Raw genomic sequence first — 20,852 nt, 5'->3', positions numbered from 1 at the left:
TGGGGCGGTCCTGCGGCACCGCAATGGGTGGGGTCAGGCCGTGGGAACGTGGGCCAGGACGCGCGCGCCCTCGGCCGCGACGTCGAACCGGTCGGTCGGCACCCGGGCGAGGAAGCGCTCCGCCACCTCGACGAGCAGCAGGTGCGGCCGGACCCGCTCGATATAGGCCCAGTCGAGATTCGCCGACCAGACGAAGTGCAGCTCGCGAAAGCTCTCGGCGAGCAGGCCGGTGAGGAAGATCGGGTGGAAGTGCGAGCAGGAATCGCCGAACAGCATCAGGGTCCGCGGGTCGGCGGCCGGGCTCTCGTTGCGGAAGACCACGTGGGCGCCGACATGCAGGTCGGCCGCGGTCCCCCGCGCCTCGTGGCCCTCGACCAGCGGGTTGGCGAAGACCCGCACGGCGTCGCGCTGGACCTCGCGGACCCGCATCGTCTCCCGCACCGGCGGGTCGAGCTTGGCGCCGAGGTCGCGCACCCCGTCATGGTCGTGGAACGGCCGCCCGGCGAGGTCGGCGGGCGGCACCGCGCCCATCGCCCGCATGATCTCGCCGAAGGCGAGCCGGCACCCCTCCTGGCTCCAGTGGGTGTCGGTGCGCAGGTACAGCGGCGGCTCCGCGTCGCGCGCCGCCCGCAGCGGGCCGACGAGGTCGATCCATGAGCCGGCGACCCGCGAGCGGGCGAGCCGCGCGCCGAGGCGGCGGGCCGGCGAGAGCGCCGGGTCGAGGGCGAGCCCGTCGAGGCGGTCCTCGTAGATGCTGAGCTTTTCCGGCACCACGACGTGGAAGGCGCGCAGGCCCGCGCCGGCGGCCCGCGCGGTACGCGCCTCGATCAGCCGGCGCCAGCGCCACAGCCGCCAGGCGACGGGCAGGCTCGCCCGGTACTGCTCGCGCACGCGGTTGGTGCCGCCGGTCAGGAAGAGCCAGCCATCCCGGCCGAGATGGACCATGTCGGTGCTGTCGCGCATGGGCGCCGTGTAGCGGGAACGGTACGAGCTGAACAGCACTGGCCTTTGGCGCCGCCCGCGCCATGTCGCCTGGAGGATGTCGCAAGCCCCCCTGATCCTCACCCTGGAACTCGACGAGGCCGCCTTCGCGGAGTTCGACGGCCGGCGCCGCCGTCACTTCCCACCGGCCCTCAACAAGATTCCAGCCCACGTCACGCTCTTCCACCACCTGCCGGGCGAGGAGGAGCGCGCCGTCGTCGAGACGCTCGTCGCGGAGGTGCGGGCGGAGAGCCCGATGCCGGTCGAGGTCGCAGGCCTGCGCTTTATCGGCCGCGGCGTCGCCTACACGCTCGAATCGGGCCGGCTCTCGGCCCTGCGCGGGCGCCTCGCCAGAACATTCGAGCCCTGGCTGACGCCGCAGGACCGGCAGGGCTACCGGCCCCACGTCACCGTGCAGAACAAGGTCGCGCCGGAGGAGGCCCGCGGCCTCCACCGCGAACTCGAGGCGTCGTTCGTGCCGCGCACGATCACCGGCACCGGGCTCCTGCTCTGGCGCTATCTCGGCGGGCCCTGGGAGGCCCGCGGCCGGTTTCCGTTCGGGGGCGCCTGATGGTCCAGATCCCGTTCCGGCGCCACGCCACAGCGGTGTGGCTGCGCCTGCGCCTCAACGAGATCGGGCCGCTCGCCTCGCTGCTCGCCGTCAGCCTGTTCGGCTTCGGGTTCTTCAAGCTCGCCGACGAGATCCGCGAGGGCGGCTCGTTCGGCTTCGACGACCGGCTGCTCCTGGCGCTCCGCGTCCCCGGCGACCTCGCCCAGCCGATCGGGCCGTCCTGGCTGCCCGAGACGATGCGCGACATCACCGCCTTCGGCAGCGTGTTCGGCATCGTCTACGTCACGGCCTGCGTGGTGCTCTACCTGGCGATCACCGCGCGGCGGCGGGCCGCCCTGTTCGTCGTGGTGGCGATCGGCGGCGGCGAATTGCTTTCCACCGGCCTCAAGCTGTTCTTCCGCCGTCCCCGTCCCGATCTGGTGCCGCACGGCATGGAGACCTTCACGGCGAGCTTCCCGAGCGGGCACGCCATGCTGTCGGCGATCGCCTACCTGACGCTCGCGATCCTGCTCGCCCGGGTCGAGCGCTCGGGCAAGGTCAAGGCCTTCGTGATGGGCCTCGGGGTCGTCACCACGCTGCTCGTCGGCATCAGCCGGATCTACCTCGGGGTGCACTGGCCGAGCGACGTGCTCGCCGGCTGGTGCATCGGCGCCGCCTGGGCCTCGCTGTGCTGGTTCGTCGCCCTGCAGCTCCAGCGCCAGGCCGTGGTCGAGGCGCCGGACCCGCCGCCGGCGTGAGGATGCCTCCGGCCTGAGAGCGCTTGCGCCCCGCTTCTCCCTCCCCTAGCCAAGCGGGAGAGGGAAGCGGGAGAAACGCCGTGGACTACGAGAACATCCGGGTCGAGACGCGCGGGCGCGTGGCGCTCGTCACCCTGCACCGTCCGGCGGCGCTGAACGCGCTGTGCAACGCGCTGATCGCCGAGCTGAACCACGCGCTGGACGGCTACGAGGCCGACGCGGGCATCGGCTGCATCGTCATCACCGGCTCCGAGAAGGCCTTCGCTGCCGGGGCCGACATCCGCGAGATGCAGGACCGCACCCATCCCGAATTCTACATGGCCGATCCGTTCGGCGAGTGGGACAAGGTCGGCCGGCGCCGCAAGCCGATCATCGCGGCGGTGGCCGGCTACGCGCTCGGCGGCGGCTGCGAGCTGGCGCTGATGTGCGACTTCATCCTGGCCGCCGACACCGCGAAGTTCGGCCAGCCCGAGATCAAGCTCGGGGTGATCCCCGGCGCCGGCGGCACCCAGCGCCTGACCCGCGCGGTCGGCAAGGCGAAGGCGATGGAGCTGTGCCTCACCGGCCGGATGATGGACGCGGCGGAGGCCGAGCGCTCCGGCCTCGTCGCCCGGGTCGTCCCGGCGGCCGACCTCCTTGCCGAGGCGATGAAGGCGGCCGAGACCATCGCGTCGATGTCGCTGCCCGCCGTGATGGTGGCCAAGGAGAGCGTCGACCGCGCCTTCGAGACCACGCTGACCGAGGGCATCCGCTACGAGCGCCGGGTGTTCTACGGGCTCTTCGCCACCCACGACCAGAAGGAAGGCATGTCGGCCTTCGTCGAGAAGCGCAAACCCAACTTCGAGAACCGCTGATGACCCTCGCCTACGCCGACGTCGAGGCCGCCGCGGAGCGCATCCGCGGCATCGCCCACCGCACGCCCGTGCTGACCTCCCGCACTGCGGATGCGCGGACCGCCGCCACCTTGTTCTTCAAGGCCGAGCCGCTGCAGCGGGCCGGCGCCTTCAAGTTCCGGGGCGCCTGCAACGCCATCGCGGCGCTCTCGCCCGAGCAGCGCGAGCGCGGCGTGCTGGCCTTCTCGTCGGGCAACCACGCCCAGGCGATCGCCTATGCCGGCGCGCTGCAGGGCGTGCCGACCGTCATCGTGATGCCGCACGACGCGCCGGCCATCAAGGTCGCGGCGACCCGCGGCTACGGCGCCGAGATCGTCGTGTACGACCGCTACAAGGAGGACCGCGAGGCGGTGAGCCGGCGTCTCGCCGAGGAGCGCGGCCTGTCGGTGATCCCGCCCTACGACCATCCGGACGTGATCGCCGGCCAGGGCACCGCCGTGAAGGAGCTGATCGAGGAGGTCGGCCCCCTCGACGTGCTCCTCGTCTGCCTCGGCGGCGGCGGCCTGCTCGCCGGCTCGTGCCTCGCGGCCCGGGCCCTGTCGCCGGAGGTCGAGATCTGGGGCGTCGAGCCGGAGGCCGGCAACGACGGCCAGAAATCGCTCGCCAAGGGCGAGGTGGTGCGCATCCCGGTTCCGGTCTCGATCGCCGACGGGGCGCTGACCACGCATCTGGGCCAGCACACCTTCCCGATCATCCGGCGCGAGGCTGCCGGCATCGTGACGGCGACCGACGCCCAGCTCGTCTCCGCCATGCGGTTCTTCGTCGAACGGATGAAGCTCGTCGTCGAGCCGACCGGCTGCCTCGCGGCGGCCGCGGCTTTCGAGGGTGCGGTGGCGGTTCAGGGCAAGCGCGTCGGCGTGATCCTGTCGGGCGGCAACGTCGACCCGGCGGCGCTCGGCCGCCACCTCGCCGCGTGAGACTCGCGCGATGAACCCCGCGACGCCCGAGGCGCTGTTTGCCCTCCTCGACGGCCTCGGCATCGCCCACGCCACCGTGGCGCACGAGCCGGTGCACCGGGTGTCGGAATCCCGCGACCTCAAGGCCGGGATGCCGGGTGGGCATTCGAAGAACCTCTTCCTGAAGGACAAGCGCGGCAGGTTCTTCCTCGTCGTGGCGGAGGCCGAGGCGCGGATCGACCTCAAGCGCCTGCACGGGCCGCTCGGCGCCACCGGGCGGCTCTCCTTCGGCTCGCCCGAGCTGCTCTACGAGCGCCTCGGCGTCCGGCCGGGCTCGGTGACGCCGTTCGGGCTCGTCAACGACCGTAATGGCACCGTCGCGGTTATCCTCGATGCCGGGCTGATGGCGCACGACCCGGTCAATTTCCATCCGCTCCACAACGGCGCCACCACGGCCGTGGCACCGGGCGACCTGATCCGCTTCCTGGAGGCGATCGCGCACCCGCCCCGGGTGATGGCCTTGCCGGAGCCGCTCGAGGATGAAGCGGAGTAGCGGCGAAACGGGGCCTGCGCATCCGGCAGGGCCTGGATACGATGTGGTATCCGTCCCGGATCACCGCGTTGTCGGTGCCCGATCCGCGGCGTCGGTCCGGCGGGGCCGTTCCTTCTCAGATTCGCCGCTTTTTCCGCCTAGGTCCCGACGCTGCCGGCCGATGCGGCCGGCCTCGTTAACCGTGCGGATGCCGGCGCGGCGCATGATCGGACAGGCTCAAGGCCGTCCGGCCCCTGCCCGGACGGCGACCGCCAGCCCTTCGAGCGTGCCTTCCCGCCGATGATCCGCCTCGACAACGTCACCAAGATCTACAAGACGGACGGGTACCGCCGCGTCATCCTCGACCAGGCGTCGCTGACGCTGAAGCCGGGCGTGAGCTACGGCATCCTCGGCATCAACGGCGCCGGCAAGTCGACCACGCTGCGGCTGATGGCCGGCTGCGAGATGCCGACCCGGGGACGGGTGATCCGCACCACCCGGATCTCCTGGCCGCTCGGCTTCGGCGGCGGCTTCCACCCGTTCATGACCGGGCGCGAGAACGTGATCTTCGTCGCGCGCATCCACGGCGAGGATCCGCGCCGGGTGCTGGCCTTCGTCGAGGATTTCGCCGAGCTCGGCGACTACATGAACGTGCCGATCCGCAACTACTCCTCGGGCATGGGCGCCCGGCTGGCCTTCGGGATGAGCATGGCGATCCCGTTCGACTGCTACATCGTCGACGAGATCACCGGCGTCGGCGACGCGCGCTTCGCCAAGCGCTGCGAGGAAGTGTGGAGCCAGCGGCGGGCGAATGCCGACATCATCATGTGCTCGCACTCGATGGATACGATCCGGGACTACGCCCAGCAGGGGATCGTGCTGGCGAACGGCCGCGCCGTGATCTATCCCGACGTCAACGACGCGATCGAGGTCTACCAGCGCCTCAACCAGTGAGCGATCCGCGACCCGCTCTTCCTGCCGGCCGGCGCGCCCCGCGCCCCGGCCACGCCCGCAGCCGGAACACCTGTCCATGACGATCGACGCCCGCAACCCGGAAGGCAAGGCGCTCAGCCCCGCCGACCGCTCCCGGATGATCGGCGAGGCCCTGCGGCAGGCGGCCCGGGTGTCGCGCTTCTCGAACCCGAGCAAGACCACGATCCGCACAATCCGGGCGCACCGCCGCCGGGACATCGTGACCCCGCTCCTGTTCCTCTTCCTGTTCGTGCTGCCGTCGCTCGGCAGCGTGGTGTTCTTCGGCCTCTACCTGTCGGATCGCTACGTCACCGACGCCCGCTTCGCCCTGCGCCCGGCGATCGGCGGGGCCGAGAAGGCCGCGCCCGATGGGGTCGGCACCACCTCGAGCATCCCGTCCCAGATGATCGCCCAGGACTCGATGATCGTCGGCGAATACATCAAGAGCCGGACGATGATCGAGACGCTCGAACGCAGCCTGCCGCTGCGGAAGATGTTCTCCCGTGACGACATCGATGCGTATTCCCGCTTCAATCCCGACAAGCCGATCGAGAAGCTCGTCAAGTACTGGGCCGACCGGGTCAAGGTCACCGTCGAGACGTCCGGCCTGATCGAGGTCTCGGTCAATGCCTTCGACGCGGACGATTCCCTGACGTTGAGCAAGGCCGTGCTCGCCGAGAGCGAGCGGCTGGTGAACCAGCTCACCGTGCGGGCCCGCAACGACGCCCTGGCGGAGAGCGAGCGCGAGATGAAGCGCGCCGAGGAGCGGCTGACCAAGCTGCACCTCGCCGTGCGCGACCTGCGCAATCGCGACGGCGTGCTCGACGCCCAGAAATCCAACGACACGAACTTGAAGATGATCGCCGAGATCCGCTCGCAGCGGATCGGCCTCGCGGTCAAGCTCAGCCTGCTCCAGCGCGACCTGCGCGACGACAGCCGCAGCATCCAGGACCTGAAGGCGCAGATCGCCCAGCTCGACGACACGATCGCCCGCATCGAGCGCGAGGCGGCCAACCAGGATCCGGACCAGCGCCGGGTGCTCTCGGCGACGCTGACCAAGTTCGAGGAGCTCGACGCCGAGCGCAAGACCGCCGAGAGGTACTACTCGGCCACCATCGCGGCGCGGGAGCGCTCGCGCATGATCGCCGACCGCCAGATCGAGTTCTTCAGCATGGTCGTCGAGCCGGTGCGGGCCGAATCGGCCCAGCAGCCCCGCCGCACGCTCTTCATCGCGATCTCGGTCGCCGTCTCGGCCCTGGCCTTCGGCCTCTCGATCCTGACCCGCAAGCTCCTGGCCTGATCGCCCGTCGCGACGGGCCCTCCTCCTGAACCCCGCCGCCCGATCCGGCGGGCACGGACCGACCATGCTCTCCCCCGCCCCGTCCGGCTGGACGCTCTTCCGCAACCGCGACTTCCGGCTCTTCGGCGGTGCCCGCTTCCTCACCGGGCTCGCCTACCAGATGCAGGCGGTGGCGGTGGGCTGGTTCGTCTACGACCTCACACGCAGCGCCCTGGCGCTGGGTCTCGTCGGGCTGGCGAGCTTCGCCCCGGCGATGCTCGGGGCGCTGGTCACCGGCCACGTCGCCGACACCTACGATCGGCGCCGGATCGCGGCCCTGTCCTACGGGCTCCTGGCGCTCGCCGGCCTCGGCCTGACGGCGCTCGCGCTCTCCGGTGCGGCGCCGGTCTGGCCGGTCTACGCCCTGATGATCCTGGTCGGCACCGCCCGCGCCTTCGCCAACCCGGCGAGCCAGGCCCTGCTGCCGACCCTGGTGCCGCGCGAGCAGTTCGGCAGCGCCATCGCGCTCAATTCCTCGCTGTGGCAAAGCGCGTCGGTCACCGGACCGGCCTTCGGCGGCCTGCTCTACGCGCTCGGGCCGGCCGTCGTGTTCGGGCTCGCCGCCGCCTGCTTCGCGCTTGCCGCCGTCAGCATCATCGGGATCCGGCCGCGGCCGGCCGCCGTCGCCACCCGGCCGGCGGTCACCTGGAGCACGCTGCTCGCCGGCCTCACCTATATCCGCTCGCAGCCGGTGGTGCTCGGTGCCATCACCCTCGACCTCGTGGCGGTGCTGCTCGGCGGGGCCACCGCGCTCCTGCCGATCTTCGCCCAGGAGGTACTGTTCGTCGGCCCCCTCGGCCTCGGTCTCCTGCGCAGCATGCCGGCGCTCGGCTCTGTCCTGATGGCGATCCTCCTCGCCCACCGGCCGCTGACCCGCGGGGTCGGCCCGCGGCTCCTCATCGCCGTCGGGGTGTTCGGTCTCGCGACGATCGGCTTCGGCCTCTCGACCTCGCTGCCGCTGTCGATGGCATGCCTGTTCGTCACCGGGGCCGCCGACATGGTCAGCGTCTACGTGCGCCAGAGCCTGGTCCAGGGCGAGACGCCGGACGCGATGCGCGGCCGGGTCGCGGCGGTCAACACCGTGTTCATCGGCGCCTCGAACGAGCTCGGCGAGTTCGAATCCGGCACGCTCGCCGCCTTTGCCGGCGCGGTTCCGGCGGTGGTGATCGGCGGCATCGCGACGGTCGCGGTGGCGGCCCTGTGGGGCCGGCTGTTTCCGGCCCTGAGGCGTCGGGACCATCTCGTTACCTAAAGTCCGTGCGCGAGAGCGCAATCAACGTCATCCTGGTCTGCTCCACGACGAACGGTTTGCGAACCCTCCGGCAAGTCCGTTGAGCGTGCGCAGGCTCGACGGTACGTTCGTCGGATCTGCAGAGTCGCATCACGGATCGGGGCTTTATGAGCTTGGTCGCCGCCAAGATCGTCGTCACTCCAGCGTTGATGTGGGTGGTGTCGGCTGCCGCGCGTCGGTGGGGAAGCCTCGTCGGAGGGTTGCTGTCGGGGCTACCTCTGACTTCGGCGCCGATCTCGATCTATCTTGCCATCGAACAGGGCGAGCAATTTGCCTCCGATGCGGCGGTCGGATCGGTCACCGGTCTCGGGGCCGTGGCACTCGCCTACATGGCTTACGCCCTCTGTGCTCCGCGGGTCAGCTCCTCGAGGGCGGTGGGTGCGGGACTGCTGGCGTTCCTCGGCGGCGGGTTCATCCTGCACAGCGTCATTCACCCGGGGGTGTGGGTGATGGCTGCTCTCGATGTTGTCTTGATGGTGCTGGTCATTGCGCTGTGCCCGCTCTCGGGACAGGCCGTCGGCCGTGCACGACCGCCTCGGTGGGACATGCCCGCGCGGTTGGGCGCTGCCACCCTGCTCGTCGTGCTCGTCTCGACGCTTGCCCCGTATCTCGGCCCAGCCCTGAGCGGGGTGCTTGCCCCTATCCCGGTCATTTCCTGGCCACTCATCGTCTTCGCCCGCGTCCAGACCGGCGTCGCCGCTTCTCTCGATGTCGTACGCGGCAGCGTTCAGGGGGCGTTCGGGGTGCTGGCCTTCTATCTCTGCCTGTATATGACGCTCGGACAAATAAGTATCGTATTGGCCTACACCCTGTCGATCACCCTGTCGGTCGCCCTTGTAATGCCTTGGCTCTTCGTTCGGCGGTGACAAAGCCGTCTTGCGAGATCGAACATAATCGACCTCGCCCGCTCGCTCCCTGCTTTCGGACGACCTGACCCATGATCAAGCCGGGCGGCCCGAGATGGAAGGGTTCAGGTCCCGCTCGCCGGATGCCACGACAGCACCCGTCCCGACCGTTCCCGCACAGGCGCCCCGTCCCGCCGGCAATCCGCCACCGCGGCGCGGGCGGCATCCACCGCCAGGATCAGCGCGCTCATCGTGCGCGCATCGGTGTCGTTGGCACGGGCATGGCGCACCACGTCGATGACGAGGCCGTCGATCTCGACCGCCAGGGCCTCCAGGGCGGCCGGGTCCTGCGTCGCCCGCGCCTCGATCAGGATGGCGAGCAGCCGGTCGAGGACGGCGTCGATGCGGGCGCGCTGCTCGCGGGCGAGGCGCTGGCCGAGCCAGGCCACCGCCGAGCCGAGGCCGCCGCCGAAGAACGCCACCAGGTACACCCAGTCCTCGTAGCGCTGGAGAAAGGTTTGCTGCTCGCGCTCGTAATAGTCGACCGCACCGGGATGGATCGGCAGGCGGGCGCTCGTCGCCTCGGCGGCGCTGTCGAAGTCCGGGGCCTTCATCAGGTTGGCCGTCGGCACCATCGCGGCGAGCCGCGAGCGCAGCTCGAACAGGTGCTGGGTCACGCTCGCGGCGGTGTCGCGGGCGAGCGACGACCGGGCCATCAGCCGGTAGGAGGCGCCGACCGTCTTCACCTCGTCGTCCGGGCGCTTGGGCCGGCCCCCGAAGGTACCGGCCGCGATGGTCACGGCCTGCAATTCGGGCAGGCGCTGGACGATGGCCTCGCCGTCGGGGATCGCCACGATGGTCGCGCCGCGTCCGGGCGAGGCCGCCTCGACCGCCTGTACCACCCGGGCGGCGGATTTCGCCGAGGGCGCGGCGATCACCGCGGCGGCATCGATCCGGTGCTCGGCCAAGGCCGCCGCGACCTCCGAGGCGTGCAGGGGGACGAGGGCGACGCTGCCGGCGGCGGCGGGCAAGGCGCCGCCGGGATCGGCGGGAGCCGGCGCGGCGCCGGCCGGCGTCGGCGCCAGGGCGTAGTAGGCGAGCAGGCTCGCGACCAGGGGCTGGTCGGCGCCGTGATGGGCGACGAGGCCGAGGCGCTTGCCGGCGAGGTCCGAGAAGGCCTGGATGCCCGAATCGGGCGGAGCCGCGATGATCAGGGCCTCGTCGTGCAGCACCGCCAGGGTCAGGCCGTTCTCGGGCAGGCGTACGTCGGGGCGCACTACCGCGAGGTCGGCCCGGCCGCTCTGGAGCGCCGCGGCGCTGTCGCGCACGTCGTCGTACGGGACGACCTCGAGGCGTATATCCTCCCGGGCGCGGGCGAGCGCGTCGGCATAGGCCTGGATCAGGTGGGTCTCGACCCGGTCGCGGGGGCCGACGGCGACCCGCAGGGTCGTCGGCCGCGACAGGTACAGGACCGCGCCGGCCACCGCCCCGAGGGCGAGGGCGATCAAGAGGAAGAAGGATTCACGCTTGTGGAGAAACGCCGGCATCACCCCTCGCACGGGCCCGGGGCGGACGCCTCCGCCGGGGCGGAGGCGATCCGGGACGGCGCCGATCAACCCGCCCGCGATGGCGCTTTGAGGGCGGCGCGGCCGATCACCCCGGCCTACCTCGAGCGGGCCGCGCTCTACTACCTCGAACGCTACGGCGCCTCGGCCGAGATGCTGCGCCGGGTGCTCCGGCGCCGGGTCGAGACCCGCTGCCGCCTGCGCGGCGAGGCACCGGACGACTTTTCCGAGATGGTCGAGGCGGTGGTGGCCCGGGCGCTCGGCGCCGGCCTCGTCGACGACGCGGCCTTCGCGGCCGCCAAGGTGCGCAGCTTGCGCCGCCGCGGCGGCTCGGCCCGGGCGATCGGCGCCAAGCTCGCCGCCAAGGGGGTGGACCGGGAGACGGTCGGCGCGGTGCTGGCCGGGCAGGAGGACGGCAGCGAGGACGAGGCCGCCCTCGCCTACGCCCGGCGCCGCCGCCTCGGGCCGTTCCGCCAGCCGGCCGCGCGGGCCGGCGCCCGCGAGCGCGACCTCGCCGCGATGGCGCGGGCGGGCTTCGCTCTCACCTTGGCCCGCCGGGTGATCGACGCCGAGACGGAGGACGACCTGCGCGACGGATGATCGGCGTGACGGGTGACCTGACGGCGCCGTGACCTACCTGTGGACGTGAACGCGCCGGGACGGACCCGCGCGAGCGTCACGGGAGACGAAGCCATGAACCGCAAGGCGAACGCCGTTTGGCAGGGCAACGGCAAGGAGGGCAAGGGCCAGCTCACGACCCAGTCGGGCGTGCTGTCGAGCAACCCCTACGGCTTCAACACCCGCTTCGAGACCGAGCCGGGCACCAACCCGGAGGAACTGATCGCCGCCGCCCATGCCGGCTGCTTCACCATGGCGCTGGCCTTCCAGCTCCAGGGTGCCGGCTTCACCGCGGACGAGCTGCGCACGGAAGCGGTGGTCAGCCTGGAGAAGGATGGCGACGGATTCACCATCACGGCCTCGGCCCTGACCCTGACGGCGAAGATCCCGGGCATCGACCAGCAGAAGTTCGACGAGCTCGCCGGCATCGCCGAGAAGAACTGCCCGGTCTCGAAGGTGCTGAACGCGAAGATCAGCCTGAAGGCGACGCTGCAGGGCTGAGCGGACGAGGCGCTTCTCGCTCACCCCGGGGCCGCGAGGCGGAACCCGGGGTGACGCGTGAGACTGTCGGGGTCGGAGGCCGGAAGGCCCCCGCCTCACAGCATGCTGGGCAGGATCCGGTCCGGCGGACGGTGACCGTCGAGGAAGGTCTTGATGTTGATGATGACCTTCTCGCCCATGTCGACGCGGCTCTCGTGGGTGGCCGAGCCCATGTGGGGCAGCAGCACGACCTTGCCGGCCTTGGCGAGCTTGACGAGGCGCGGGCTCACCGCCGGCTCCTGCTCGAACACGTCGAGCCCGGCCCCCGCGATGTCGCCGACCTCGATCAGGCGGGCGAGCGCGGTCTCGTCGATCACCTCGCCGCGGGCGGTGTTGACCACCACCGCCTCGGGCTTGAGCAGCTTCAGGCGCCGGGCCGAGAGCAGGTGGTAGGTGGCCGGGGTGTGCGGGCAGTTGACCGACACGATGTCGACGCGTGCCAGCATCTGGTCGAGGGATTCCCAGTACGTCGCCTCGAGGTCGCTCTCGATCCGGGCGCCGACCCGGCGGCGGTTGTGGTAGTGGATCGACAGGCCGAAGGCCTTGGCGCGGCGCGCCAGCGCCTGGCCGATGCGGCCCATGCCGACGATGCCGAGGCGCTTGCCGGTGATGCGCCGGCCGAGCATCCAGGTCGGCGACCAGCCGCCGGACCAGGCGTCGTCCGGGATGATCCGGGCGCCCTCGGTGACCCTACGGGCGACCGAGAGGATCAGCGCCATGGTCATGTCGGCGGTATCCTCGGTCAGCACGCCCGGCGTGTTGGTGACCGTGATGCCGCGCTGGAGCGCGACGCCGACGTCGATGTGGTCGACGCCGTTGCCGAAATTGGCGATCAGGCGCAGGTTCGGGCCGGCCTGGGCGAGCACCGAGGCGTCGATCTCGTCCGTGACCGTCGGCACCAGGACGTCGGCCTCCTGCAGGGCCTGCGCCAGGGCGGCACCTGTGAGCGGCGTGTCCTCGTGGTTGAGGCGGGCGTCGAACAACTCGCGCATCCGCGTCTCCACGACGTCCGGCAGGCGCCGGGTGACCACCACGAGCGGCTTGCGCTTCAACGACATGATCCCTCCCTCGCCACCGGGCAGGCCCTCGGCCCGTCCGTGCGGTCCCGACACGCGTCACGGGCTTCCGCGGCGCACGATAGGCGACGCGGCGGCCCGGCGAAAAGCCCCGCCTTGGTGCGGGCCACAGGCGTCGTTACGCCCCTTTAACCACGCCCCGGCGATACGGGCGGGTACGCACCCCTCGATCCGGGGCCCGGCGGCCTCTCTAGCAGAGGCCGACCGGAAGACAATCCGCGCCGCGGCCACGCGCCGCCGGATGGGAGACCGATCGTGACGCTCCACCCGCGCCTTCTCGCCCTGGCGATCCCCGCCCTGCTGATGCTGGCGGTGCCCGCCTTCCTGATGCTGGCGGCGCCGTCCCACGCCGCGCCGCCCACCCCGGCGGTCAACCCCGCCCCCGGCGAGATCGGCGTCACCATCGGTCCGGCGACCAAGCTGCCGATCCCGCGATACGTCAGCCTCAAGACCGACCGGGTGAACCTGCGCGAGGGCCCGTCGAAGGACCACCGTACGCTCTGGGTGTTCCAGCGTGCCGGCCTGCCGGTCGAGATCATCGCCGAGTACGAGACCTGGCGCCGGATCCGCGACTCGGAGGGCACGGAGGGCTGGGTGCTGCACTCGCTGCTGTCGGGCCGGCGCACCGCCGTGGTGCTGAACCGCGGCGACAAGGACAAGGGCGCGCCCGTCCCGCTCTACGACCGGGCCGACACGGGCAGCGGCGTGGTGGCGCAGCTCCAGGCCGGGGTGATCGGCAGCGTGAAGACCTGCGACGGTACGTGGTGCCGGCTCATCGTGGCGCTGCCGCAGAAGCGCGGCGACGTCGACGGCTACATGCGGCAGGACCGGCTCTGGGGCGTCTACCCGAACGAGAAGGTGGACTGACGCGGGCCCGCACTCAGGACGGCAAAAGGGCCGCGCTCCTCCCGGAGGCGCAGCCCTTCATTCGGCCAAAATTCGGCTGTGGATCAGGCCCGGCCGGTGCGGCGGCGCAGGCGCACGATCACCTCGACGCCGGCGATCTCCATGCCCTCGGGGGCCTGGGGCAGCGAATCGACGGTGATGCCGCAATCCGGCATGTCGAGGACCTGGCCCTCTTCCTCGAGGAAGAAGTGGTGGTGCTCGCTCGGGTTGGTGTCGAAGTAGGCCTTGGAGCCGTCGAGCGCGAGCTGGCGCAGCAGGCCGGCCTCGGTGAACTGGTGCAGGGTGTTGTAGACGGTGGCGAGCGACACCGGGACCTTCGCCCGCATCGCCTCGTCGTACAGCATCTCGGCGGTGAGGTGACGGTCGCCCTTGCCGAACAGCAGCCAGCCGAGGGAGAGGCGCTGGCGGGTCGGGCGCAGGCCGGCGCGACGCAGACGGTCCCGAAGCTCCGACAGCGGGCAACCGCGGCGCTGCCCGGCAGCGCCGGTCTCGAGGGCCGGGACGCGGGCGCCGAGGACGGCGCGCAGGGGCGACAGGTCGTTCATCAGCGGGACTATCGACTCGTTGGACTGCGACAAGGATAACCGCCGTTATAGGCCCGCGCCTGTCCTGCCGCAACCCGACCGGGGCCGTCGCGGCGCAGATCAGAAGCGTTACAGACTAAGCCGGCGGCGCGGCTTTGAACAGTCCCGGGCGCTGTGTTAACGAGGCGCCATCCCGCCGCGGACCGGCCCATCGCCGGAGCGCCCGCGGCGTCCCGCACGAGGAATTCGCCCCGCACATGTCCGCCGACCAGACCTCCGCTCCCGACGCCCCGAGCCGGCCCTCGCACTTCTCCTACGAGGACCTGCTGGCCTGCGGCCGCGGCGAGATGTTCGGCGTCGGCAACGCCCAGCTGCCGCTGCCGCCGATGCTGATGTTCGACCGCATCACCTCGATCGGCCGCGAGGGCGGTGCCTACGGCAAGGGCCACGTCGTCGCCGAGCTCGACGTGCGGCCCGACCTCTGGTTCTTCCCCTGTCACTTCCAGGGCGACCCCGTGATGCCGGGCTGCCTCGGCCTCGATGCGCTGTGGCAGATGGTGGGCTTCCACCTCGGCTGGCTCGGCTCGCCGGGCCGCGGCCGCGCGCTCGGCGTCGGCGAGGTCAAGTTCAGCGACCAGGTGCTCCCGAGCGTCAAGAAGGTCGTCTACGGCGTCGACCTGAAGCGGGTGCGCCAGGGCCGCCTGGTGCTCGGCATCGCCGACGGCTGGCTCGAGGCCGACGGCCGCCGCATCTACGAGGCGAGCGACCTGCGCGTCGGCCTGTTCCAGGCCGCGACGCCCGCCGCCTGAGGCCGACGGCCCGACCCGCGACCGCGGGTCGAACCCGCCCGCCGATGCGGGCGCGAAGCGCTCCGTTAAGAGGCACGGGGTCCGCTCGTGCGGGCGCGAGCCGCACGCCGGGAGCCTTTCCCCGAACGGGCGGTTGAGATTGGGACGCAGGGCGCCTAGGTGACACCCGCGTGGCGAGAGCGCCCGCGGGCGTTCACGGGCTTGTCCGTGACGCCGCTCCGGAGGGTTCCGACGATCATGAGGCGCGTGGCAATCACCGGGATGGGCATCGTCTCGTCCATCGGAAATTCCACCCAGGAGGTGCTGGCGTCGTTGCGCGAGGCGCGCTCGGGCATCTCGCGCGCCGAGGATTTTTCCGCGCACGGCTTCCGCAGCCAGGTCGCGGGCGCACCGACCCTCAACGCCGAGGAGGTGGTGGACCGCCGCGCGATGCGCTTCCACGGCGGCGGCACCGCCTGGAACCACGTCGCGATGGAGCAGGCCATCCGCGACGCCGGCCTCGAGCAGGCCGAGGTCTCGCACGAGCGCACCGGCATCATCATGGGCTCGGGCGGTCCCTCGACCCGCGCGCTCGTCGAGGCCGCCGACATCGCTCGCGCCAAGGGGCCGAAGCGCGTCGGGCCGTTCGCGGTGCCCAAGGCCATGTCCTCGACCGCCTCCGCCACGCTCGCGACCTGGTTCAAGATTCGCGGCGTGAATTACTCAATCTCGTCGGCCTGCGCGACGTCGAACCACTGCATCGGCAACGCCGCCGAGATCATTCAGGCCGGCCGCCAGGACATCATCTTCGCCGGCGGCTGCGAGGAGCTCGACTGGACCCTCTCGGTCCTGTTCGACGCCATGGGGGCGATGTCCTCCAAGTACAACGACACCCCGGCCCGGGCCTCGCGCGCCTACGACAAGAACCGCGATGGCTTCGTCATCGCGGGCGGCGCCGGCGTGCTGGTGCTGGAGGAACTGGAGCATGCCCGCGCCCGCGGCGCGCGCATCTACGGCGAGGTCGCGGGCTACGGCGCGACGTCCGACGGCCACGACATGGTGGCCCCCTCCGGCGAGGGCGCGGTGCGCTGCATGCGCCAGGCGATCGAGGGCCTGAAGGGCGCCAGGATCGACTACATCAACCCGCACGCCACCTCGACCCCCGTCGGAGACGACAAGGAGATCGAGGCGATCCGCGAGGTGTTCGGCGCGGGCGACGCCTGCCCGCCGATCGCCGCCACCAAGTCGCTCACCGGCCACTCGCTCGGCGCCACCGGCGTGCAGGAGGCGATCTACTCGCTCCTGATGATGAACAACGGCTTCATCTGCGAGAGCGCCCATATCGACGAGCTCGATCCGGCCTTCGCCGACATGCCGATCCTGCGCGCCCGCAAGGACGACGCGAAGCTCGGCCACGTGCTGAGCAACTCGTTCGGGTTCGGCGGTACCAACGCCACCCTGGTGCTCAAGCACGTCGACGCCTGACGCGGTACCCCATCCACGACACGTGGACAGGAGCCGGCCGCCCGCGTAAACGCCCGATCCATCGACACGAGAGCATCGCGCGATCGCGCGATGCTCTCGTTTTTTTAGGTGCCGCATTTCCTCTCGACGATCCGTCGTCGAAAAATGCTGGAGCGGAGGATCAGGCGTGACGGGTTTGATGGCAGGCAGACGCGGCCTCGTGATGGGTGTCGCGAACGACCACTCCATCGCCTGGGGCATCGCCCGGGCCCTGAGGGCCCAGGGTGCCGAACTGGCCTTCACCTACCAGGGCGAGGCTTTGGGCCGCCGCGTCGGGCCGCTCGCCCAGATCCTCGGCTCCTCCCTGGTGCTTCCCTGCGACGTCGAGGATCTGGCGAGCGTCGACGCGGTCTTTGCCGCCCTCGACGAGGCCTGGCCCGAGGGCTTCGACTTCGTCGTCCACGCCATCGGCTTCTCCGACAAGGCGCAGCTCAAGGGCCGCTACGTCGACGCCACCACGCGGGAGAACTTTTCCCGCACGATGGTGATCTCCTGCTTCTCGTTCACGGAAGTGGCGCAGCGGGCGGCCAAGCGCATGCGGCCGGGCGGCAGCCTCCTGACGCTGACCTATGGCGGCTCGACCCGCGTCATGCCGAACTACAACGTGATGGGGCTGGCGAAGGCGGCGCTCGAGGCCTCGGTGCGCTACCTCGCGGCCGATCTCGGGCCCCAGGGCATCCGGGTCAACGCCCTCTCGGCCGGCCCCGTGCGGACGCTCGCAGGCGCCGGCATCGCCGACGCCCGGCTGATGTTCAACCACCAGGCCGCTCACGCCCCCCTGCGCCGCACCGCGACGCTGGAGGATATCGGCGGCTCGGGTCTGTACCTGCTCTCCCCGCTCTCGGGCAGCGTCACCGGCGAGACCCACTTCGTCGATTCGGGCTACAACATCATCTCGATGCCGCGCCCGGACGTGCTGAAGGCGCAGGACGCGGCGGGCGTGACCGACGCCTGAGGCGGCGGGGCACAGCCCCGACCCGTCGAGAGGGAGCCTGTTCGGCGGCGAGAGCCCCGAACGGGCGCCGACGGTCGGGGTCTGTTCGACCGGGTTCTGAAGTTCCGTCCCTCTCTCGACTTCGTCTGACTTGTCGGCGATCGGACATCGCGCGACCTCGAAGATCGGCTGACCTCGGAGGAGACATCAGGCTATCTCAAGGGCCTCTGCAACCTCCCTTCGAGGTCGGTCCCTTGGTGATGGACCGATACGTCGGGATGAGGTCGACGGTGAGCTGAGATACCTCGTTCGCACAAGGTACTCGGCGCGGAGCCGAGCCATAGCGGTTCTGCCCTCGGCGAAAACCGGCGTGGCTCGTTGTTCTACGCCGGCAGCACCACCACCTTGGTCTTCACGGGGGTCCGCTCGTACAGGTGGATCATGTCCTGGCTCAGCAGGCCGACGCAGCCGCTGGTGATGCCGGAGCCGATCGAGTCCGGCTCGCTGCTGGCGTAGATCGTGTAGAGCGTATAGGCGCCGTTCTGGTACAGGTGCAGGGTGCGGGCCCCGAGGGGGTTCTCGAGGCCGCCCGGCATGCCGCGGGCCCACTTCGCCACCTCGGGCTGGCGCTTGATCATCTCGCGCGGCGGGGTCCAGGTCGCCCACTCGCTCTTGCGGCCGACATAGGCGTCGCCGCTCCAGCGGAATCCGTCGCGGCCGACATTGGCGCCGTAGCGGGTGGCGAGACCGCCCTCCTCGATCCGGTAGAGGTAATAGTTCCTCGGGTCGACGACGATCGTGCCCGGCGCCTCCTTGGAGGCGTACTGCACCGTGCGGCGGTAGTATTTCGGGTCGACCTTGCTGATGTCGGTCGCCGGGATCGGGAATTTTTCCGTCGGGACCGGCCCGTAGAGGGCCGAGGCCTCGGCGAGGCTCATGCCGTCGGTGGTGGCGCAGCCGGCGAGCCCGAGGGCGCCGAGGCTCGCGGCCGAGCCGGCGAGGAAAGCGCGGCGGTCGAGGAGCCGGGCACGGTGCATCGGCGAGGTCGCGGTCATGAGTCTGGCGTCCCGTCTTCCTGCCATCCGGCCGGGGAAGGGGTCGGCATCCCCCCGCCGCATGGTCGTTCCGGCGCGGACCCTGCCGCCCTACGGCCGCGCTGGCAAGATCGCGCGGGCCACGGCGCGACACTTTCCGGTCTCGCCGGCGTTGACCGGGGCGATCCCAGGAGAACGATGCGATGCTGCGCGGCCATCCCGATCCCGACCCGGCGGGTCCCGGCCAGGAGAGCGTGTGGGACTATCCCCGCCCGCCCCGGCTGGAGCCGGTGCCCGAGCGCCTGCGGGTGGTGTTCGACGGCACCACCATCGCCGACACGATGCGGGGCTGGCGCGTGCTGGAGACCTCGCACCCGCCGAGCTACTACCTGCCGCCCGACGACATCCTTCCGGGCGCACTCGCGCCGGCCGGCGGCGGATCGCTGTGCGAGTGGAAGGGCCGGGCGCTCTACTACGACGTGGTGGGGCCGGGACGGCGGGCGGAGCGGGCAGCCTGGGCCTATCCGGGGCCGACCGCCGCCTTCGCGGCGCTCGCCGGGCACGTCGCCTTCTATGCCGGGGCGATGGACGCCTGCTTCGTCGGCGACGAGCGCGTGACGCCGCAGCCCGGCGGCTTCTACGGCGGCTGGATCACCCGCAGGATCGTCGGCCCGTTCAAGGGCGAAGCCGGCACGATGGGTTGGTAGACGGGCGACGGCGGGGGCGACCGCCCCTCCCCTCACGCCGCCTGGTCCGCCGGGCGCTCCTCGACGAGGGTCACGACATCCTCCCAGCGCGACAGGAAGGCGGCGACGCAGGCCGGATCGAAATGCGCGCCGGACTGCTCCTCGAGGAAGCGGCGGGCCCGTTCCAACGGCCAGCCCGGCTTGTACACCCGGGCGGAGATCAGGGCATCGAATACATCGGCCACGGCGGTGATGCGGCCGGCGAGCGGGATCTCGGTGCCCTTGAGCCCCTGCGGGTAGCCGCCGCCGTCCCAGCGCTCGTGATGGGTGAGCGCGATCTCGGCGGCGAGGCGCAGCAGGGGCGAGGGGCTGTCGTGCAGCATCCGGTAGCCGCGCAGGGCGTGCTGCATCATCTCGGTCCGCTCGGCGTCGGTGAGCGGGCCGGCCTTGCGCAGGATGCTGTCGGCGACGCCGATCTTGCCGATGTCGTGCATGGTCGAGGCGAGCGCGATGTCGTTGCCCTCCTCCTCCGACAGGCCGAGCCCGTCGGTGATCGCCAGCACGCAGCCGGCGACCCGTGTCAGGTGGCCGCCGGCCTGGTCGTCGCGGTACTCCGCCGCCACCATCAGCCGCCGGATGATCTCGCGCTCGCGCTCCTGGCTCTCGGCCAGCGCCCGCTCGACCTCCTGCGCCAGGGCGTGGGTCCGGCCCTCGGCCGCGCCCTGGGCCCGGGCGAGCGCGATCAGGTTGCGGCCGCGCAGGGCGAGGTCGGAGGTGTCGAGGGAGGCGAGCACCACGTCGGTGGCGCCGGCCGCGAGCGCCCGGTCGCGGGTCTCGGCCGGGTCGCCGGCGGCGACGAGCAGGATCGAGGCCTGGGCGAGATGCGCGCGTCGGCGCAGGTCGCGCACGAAGCCGAGCCCGGTCCCGAGCGCGTCGAGGCCGGGCCCGGCCTCGATCAGCACGAGGTCGGCCGGCCGGCGGTCGAGGATCGCCAGCGCGGCGGCGGGATCGGTGACGGCCAGGGTCGGGTAGTCGGAGGCGAACAGCCGGGCCAGCCCGCCGGGATCGGGCCGGGCCGTGACGATCACGACGGCGGGATCGGCTGCGTTGGTCATGGTCCCCGGGTTTCCCTTCGCACCGGATGATGGCTCAAGCTACCGCGGCTTGATAAACCGTTCTTTAAGCCTGGGAAGCTTCGCGACGACCGCAGCCTCGTCCCGTGCTTCGCGCAAAAGCTTGATCCCGCTCCGCTTCCAGGCCGCCGCACCGGCACGCCGGAAGACAACCTAGAGCATTTTCCGACGAAGTGGATGCCGGTTCATCGAAAAAATGCGACAAGACAATGACTTAGAGAGCTTCGCGATCGCAGCGCGATCGTGAAGCTCTCTTGAGCGATTTTCGACGAAGCGGATTTCGGTTCGTCGATGGAAAACGCGGCAAGGTCAAAGCCCCGGAGCGGTGCGCGGTCGCACCGCGAATCGGGCGCCGCTCTAGCCCGTCTTATTCACCGGGCAGTGGCTTGCGGCGTGTTTTGGGCTGATGGCGCGCGGGCTCGGGCGTCTGTTCTGACGCGTGTGGACCTGGATCGTTCTGTCAGCAC

22 protein-coding genes are annotated in these 20,852 nt (G+C 71.2%); 16 read left to right on the top strand and 6 right to left on the bottom strand.

The window, feature by feature from the left end; genetic code table 11:
- Positions 1–33 precede the first annotated feature (33 nt).
- Positions 34–963 carry an alginate O-acetyltransferase AlgX-related protein gene (locus tag HPY23_RS10110; RefSeq protein WP_091889552.1) on the bottom strand — a complete coding sequence of 310 codons (930 nt, stop codon included), beginning with the start codon at positions 961–963 and terminating at the stop codon, positions 34–36.
- Positions 964–1,039: 76 nt separating this feature from the next.
- Between HPY23_RS10110 and HPY23_RS10105 the strand changes: the two genes are divergently transcribed.
- The 9 genes from HPY23_RS10105 to HPY23_RS10065 all read left to right on the top strand — a co-directional run bounded on the left by HPY23_RS10105 (position 1,040) and on the right by HPY23_RS10065 (position 9,078).
- Positions 1,040–1,552, top strand: coding sequence for a 2'-5' RNA ligase family protein (locus HPY23_RS10105; protein ID WP_091889516.1), 513 nt, complete (start codon positions 1,040–1,042; stop codon positions 1,550–1,552).
- Positions 1,552–2,289: a phosphatase PAP2 family protein gene (locus tag HPY23_RS10100; RefSeq protein WP_060846430.1), complete on the top strand. Its 738-nt coding sequence runs from the start codon at positions 1,552–1,554 to the stop codon at positions 2,287–2,289. Before HPY23_RS10105 ends, HPY23_RS10100 begins: the two co-directional genes overlap by 1 nt.
- Positions 2,290–2,369: 80 nt before the next feature.
- A complete protein-coding gene (locus HPY23_RS10095) occupies positions 2,370–3,143 on the top strand; it encodes an enoyl-CoA hydratase (RefSeq protein WP_060846431.1) in 774 nt (257 codons plus the stop codon).
- Positions 3,143–4,099: a threo-3-hydroxy-L-aspartate ammonia-lyase gene (locus tag HPY23_RS10090; protein ID WP_091889514.1), complete on the top strand. Its 957-nt coding sequence runs from the start codon at positions 3,143–3,145 to the stop codon at positions 4,097–4,099. The genes HPY23_RS10095 and HPY23_RS10090 overlap by 1 nt, the downstream gene beginning before the upstream one ends.
- Positions 4,100–4,109: 10 nt before the next feature.
- Positions 4,110–4,631 (top strand): prolyl-tRNA synthetase associated domain-containing protein, encoded by a 522-nt coding sequence (locus HPY23_RS10085; RefSeq protein ID WP_091889512.1) that lies wholly within the window; start codon positions 4,110–4,112, stop codon positions 4,629–4,631.
- Between the two features lie 279 nt (positions 4,632–4,910).
- Positions 4,911–5,564, top strand: coding sequence for an ABC transporter ATP-binding protein (locus HPY23_RS10080; protein WP_060846434.1), 654 nt, complete (start codon positions 4,911–4,913; stop codon positions 5,562–5,564).
- 76 nt (positions 5,565–5,640) lie between these two features.
- The gene (locus tag HPY23_RS10075) at positions 5,641–6,882 is read left to right on the top strand and encodes a KpsE/RkpR family capsule polysaccharide export protein (protein WP_091889510.1); all 1,242 of its coding nucleotides are present in this window, start codon (positions 5,641–5,643) and stop codon (positions 6,880–6,882) included.
- A 64-nt stretch (positions 6,883–6,946) separates the two neighbouring features.
- Positions 6,947–8,173 (top strand): MFS transporter, encoded by a 1,227-nt coding sequence (locus tag HPY23_RS10070; protein ID WP_091889508.1) that lies wholly within the window; start codon positions 6,947–6,949, stop codon positions 8,171–8,173.
- 146 nt (positions 8,174–8,319) lie between these two features.
- Positions 8,320–9,078 (top strand): hypothetical protein, encoded by a 759-nt coding sequence (locus HPY23_RS10065; protein WP_091889506.1) that lies wholly within the window; start codon positions 8,320–8,322, stop codon positions 9,076–9,078.
- A 104-nt stretch (positions 9,079–9,182) separates the two neighbouring features.
- Here HPY23_RS10065 and HPY23_RS10060 read toward each other — a convergent pair whose 3' ends face one another.
- A complete protein-coding gene (locus tag HPY23_RS10060; protein ID WP_091889504.1) occupies positions 9,183–10,604 on the bottom strand; it encodes a TAXI family TRAP transporter solute-binding subunit in 1,422 nt (473 codons plus the stop codon).
- Here HPY23_RS10060 and HPY23_RS10055 point away from each other — a divergent pair.
- The gene (locus HPY23_RS10055) at positions 10,587–11,222 is read left to right on the top strand and encodes a regulatory protein RecX (RefSeq protein ID WP_334318854.1); all 636 of its coding nucleotides are present in this window, start codon (positions 10,587–10,589) and stop codon (positions 11,220–11,222) included. The two genes, HPY23_RS10060 and HPY23_RS10055, sit on opposite strands and share 18 nt — an antisense overlap.
- 93 nt (positions 11,223–11,315) lie before the next feature.
- A complete protein-coding gene (locus tag HPY23_RS10050; protein WP_091889502.1) occupies positions 11,316–11,741 on the top strand; it encodes an OsmC family protein in 426 nt (141 codons plus the stop codon).
- A gap of 95 nt (positions 11,742–11,836) precedes the next feature.
- On the opposite strand, the gene HPY23_RS10045 is transcribed toward HPY23_RS10050, so the two are convergent.
- Positions 11,837–12,841: a 2-hydroxyacid dehydrogenase gene (locus HPY23_RS10045; RefSeq protein WP_082742750.1), complete on the bottom strand. Its 1,005-nt coding sequence runs from the start codon at positions 12,839–12,841 to the stop codon at positions 11,837–11,839.
- Between the two features lie 318 nt (positions 12,842–13,159).
- Here HPY23_RS10045 and HPY23_RS10040 point away from each other — a divergent pair, with 318 nt between their 5' ends.
- A complete protein-coding gene (locus HPY23_RS10040; protein WP_091889548.1) occupies positions 13,160–13,723 on the top strand; it encodes an SH3 domain-containing protein in 564 nt (187 codons plus the stop codon).
- An 83-nt stretch (positions 13,724–13,806) separates the two neighbouring features.
- Here HPY23_RS10040 and irrA read toward each other — a convergent pair whose 3' ends face one another.
- Positions 13,807–14,307, bottom strand: a complete 501-nt coding sequence (irrA, locus tag HPY23_RS10035; RefSeq protein WP_048430708.1) for an iron response transcriptional regulator IrrA — start codon at positions 14,305–14,307, stop codon at positions 13,807–13,809.
- Between the two features lie 236 nt (positions 14,308–14,543).
- On the opposite strand from irrA, the gene fabA reads away from it, so the two are divergent.
- The 3 genes from fabA (at position 14,544) to fabI (ending at position 17,553) form a co-directional block, all read left to right on the top strand.
- On the top strand, positions 14,544–15,095 hold the full coding sequence (fabA, locus tag HPY23_RS10030) for a 3-hydroxyacyl-[acyl-carrier-protein] dehydratase FabA (RefSeq protein ID WP_060846441.1): 552 nt from the start codon (positions 14,544–14,546) through the stop codon (positions 15,093–15,095).
- A gap of 237 nt (positions 15,096–15,332) precedes the next feature.
- Positions 15,333–16,559 carry a beta-ketoacyl-ACP synthase I gene (fabB, locus tag HPY23_RS10025; protein WP_060846442.1) on the top strand — a complete coding sequence of 409 codons (1,227 nt, stop codon included), beginning with the start codon at positions 15,333–15,335 and terminating at the stop codon, positions 16,557–16,559.
- 166 nt (positions 16,560–16,725) lie between these two features.
- Positions 16,726–17,553 (top strand): enoyl-ACP reductase FabI, encoded by an 828-nt coding sequence (gene fabI / locus HPY23_RS10020; protein WP_289052685.1) that lies wholly within the window; start codon positions 16,726–16,728, stop codon positions 17,551–17,553.
- A 362-nt stretch (positions 17,554–17,915) separates the two neighbouring features.
- Here fabI and HPY23_RS10015 read toward each other — a convergent pair whose 3' ends face one another.
- Positions 17,916–18,614, bottom strand: a complete 699-nt coding sequence (locus tag HPY23_RS10015; RefSeq protein WP_091889500.1) for a L,D-transpeptidase — start codon at positions 18,612–18,614, stop codon at positions 17,916–17,918.
- Between the two features lie 155 nt (positions 18,615–18,769).
- Between HPY23_RS10015 and HPY23_RS10010 the strand changes: the two genes are divergently transcribed.
- Positions 18,770–19,273, top strand: coding sequence for a DUF427 domain-containing protein (locus HPY23_RS10010; RefSeq protein WP_091889498.1), 504 nt, complete (start codon positions 18,770–18,772; stop codon positions 19,271–19,273).
- A 32-nt stretch (positions 19,274–19,305) separates the two neighbouring features.
- Here the strand turns inward: HPY23_RS10010 and HPY23_RS10005 are convergent, their stop codons facing one another.
- Positions 19,306–20,367: an HD-GYP domain-containing protein gene (locus HPY23_RS10005; protein WP_091889496.1), complete on the bottom strand. Its 1,062-nt coding sequence runs from the start codon at positions 20,365–20,367 to the stop codon at positions 19,306–19,308.
- Positions 20,368–20,852: the final 485 nt, after the last annotated feature.

The sequence above is a fragment of the Methylobacterium ajmalii genome (assembly GCF_016613415.1).
GTDB lineage: Bacteria > Pseudomonadota > Alphaproteobacteria > Rhizobiales > Beijerinckiaceae > Methylobacterium > Methylobacterium ajmalii.
This window is presented reverse-complemented; position numbering and strand designations above follow the sequence as displayed.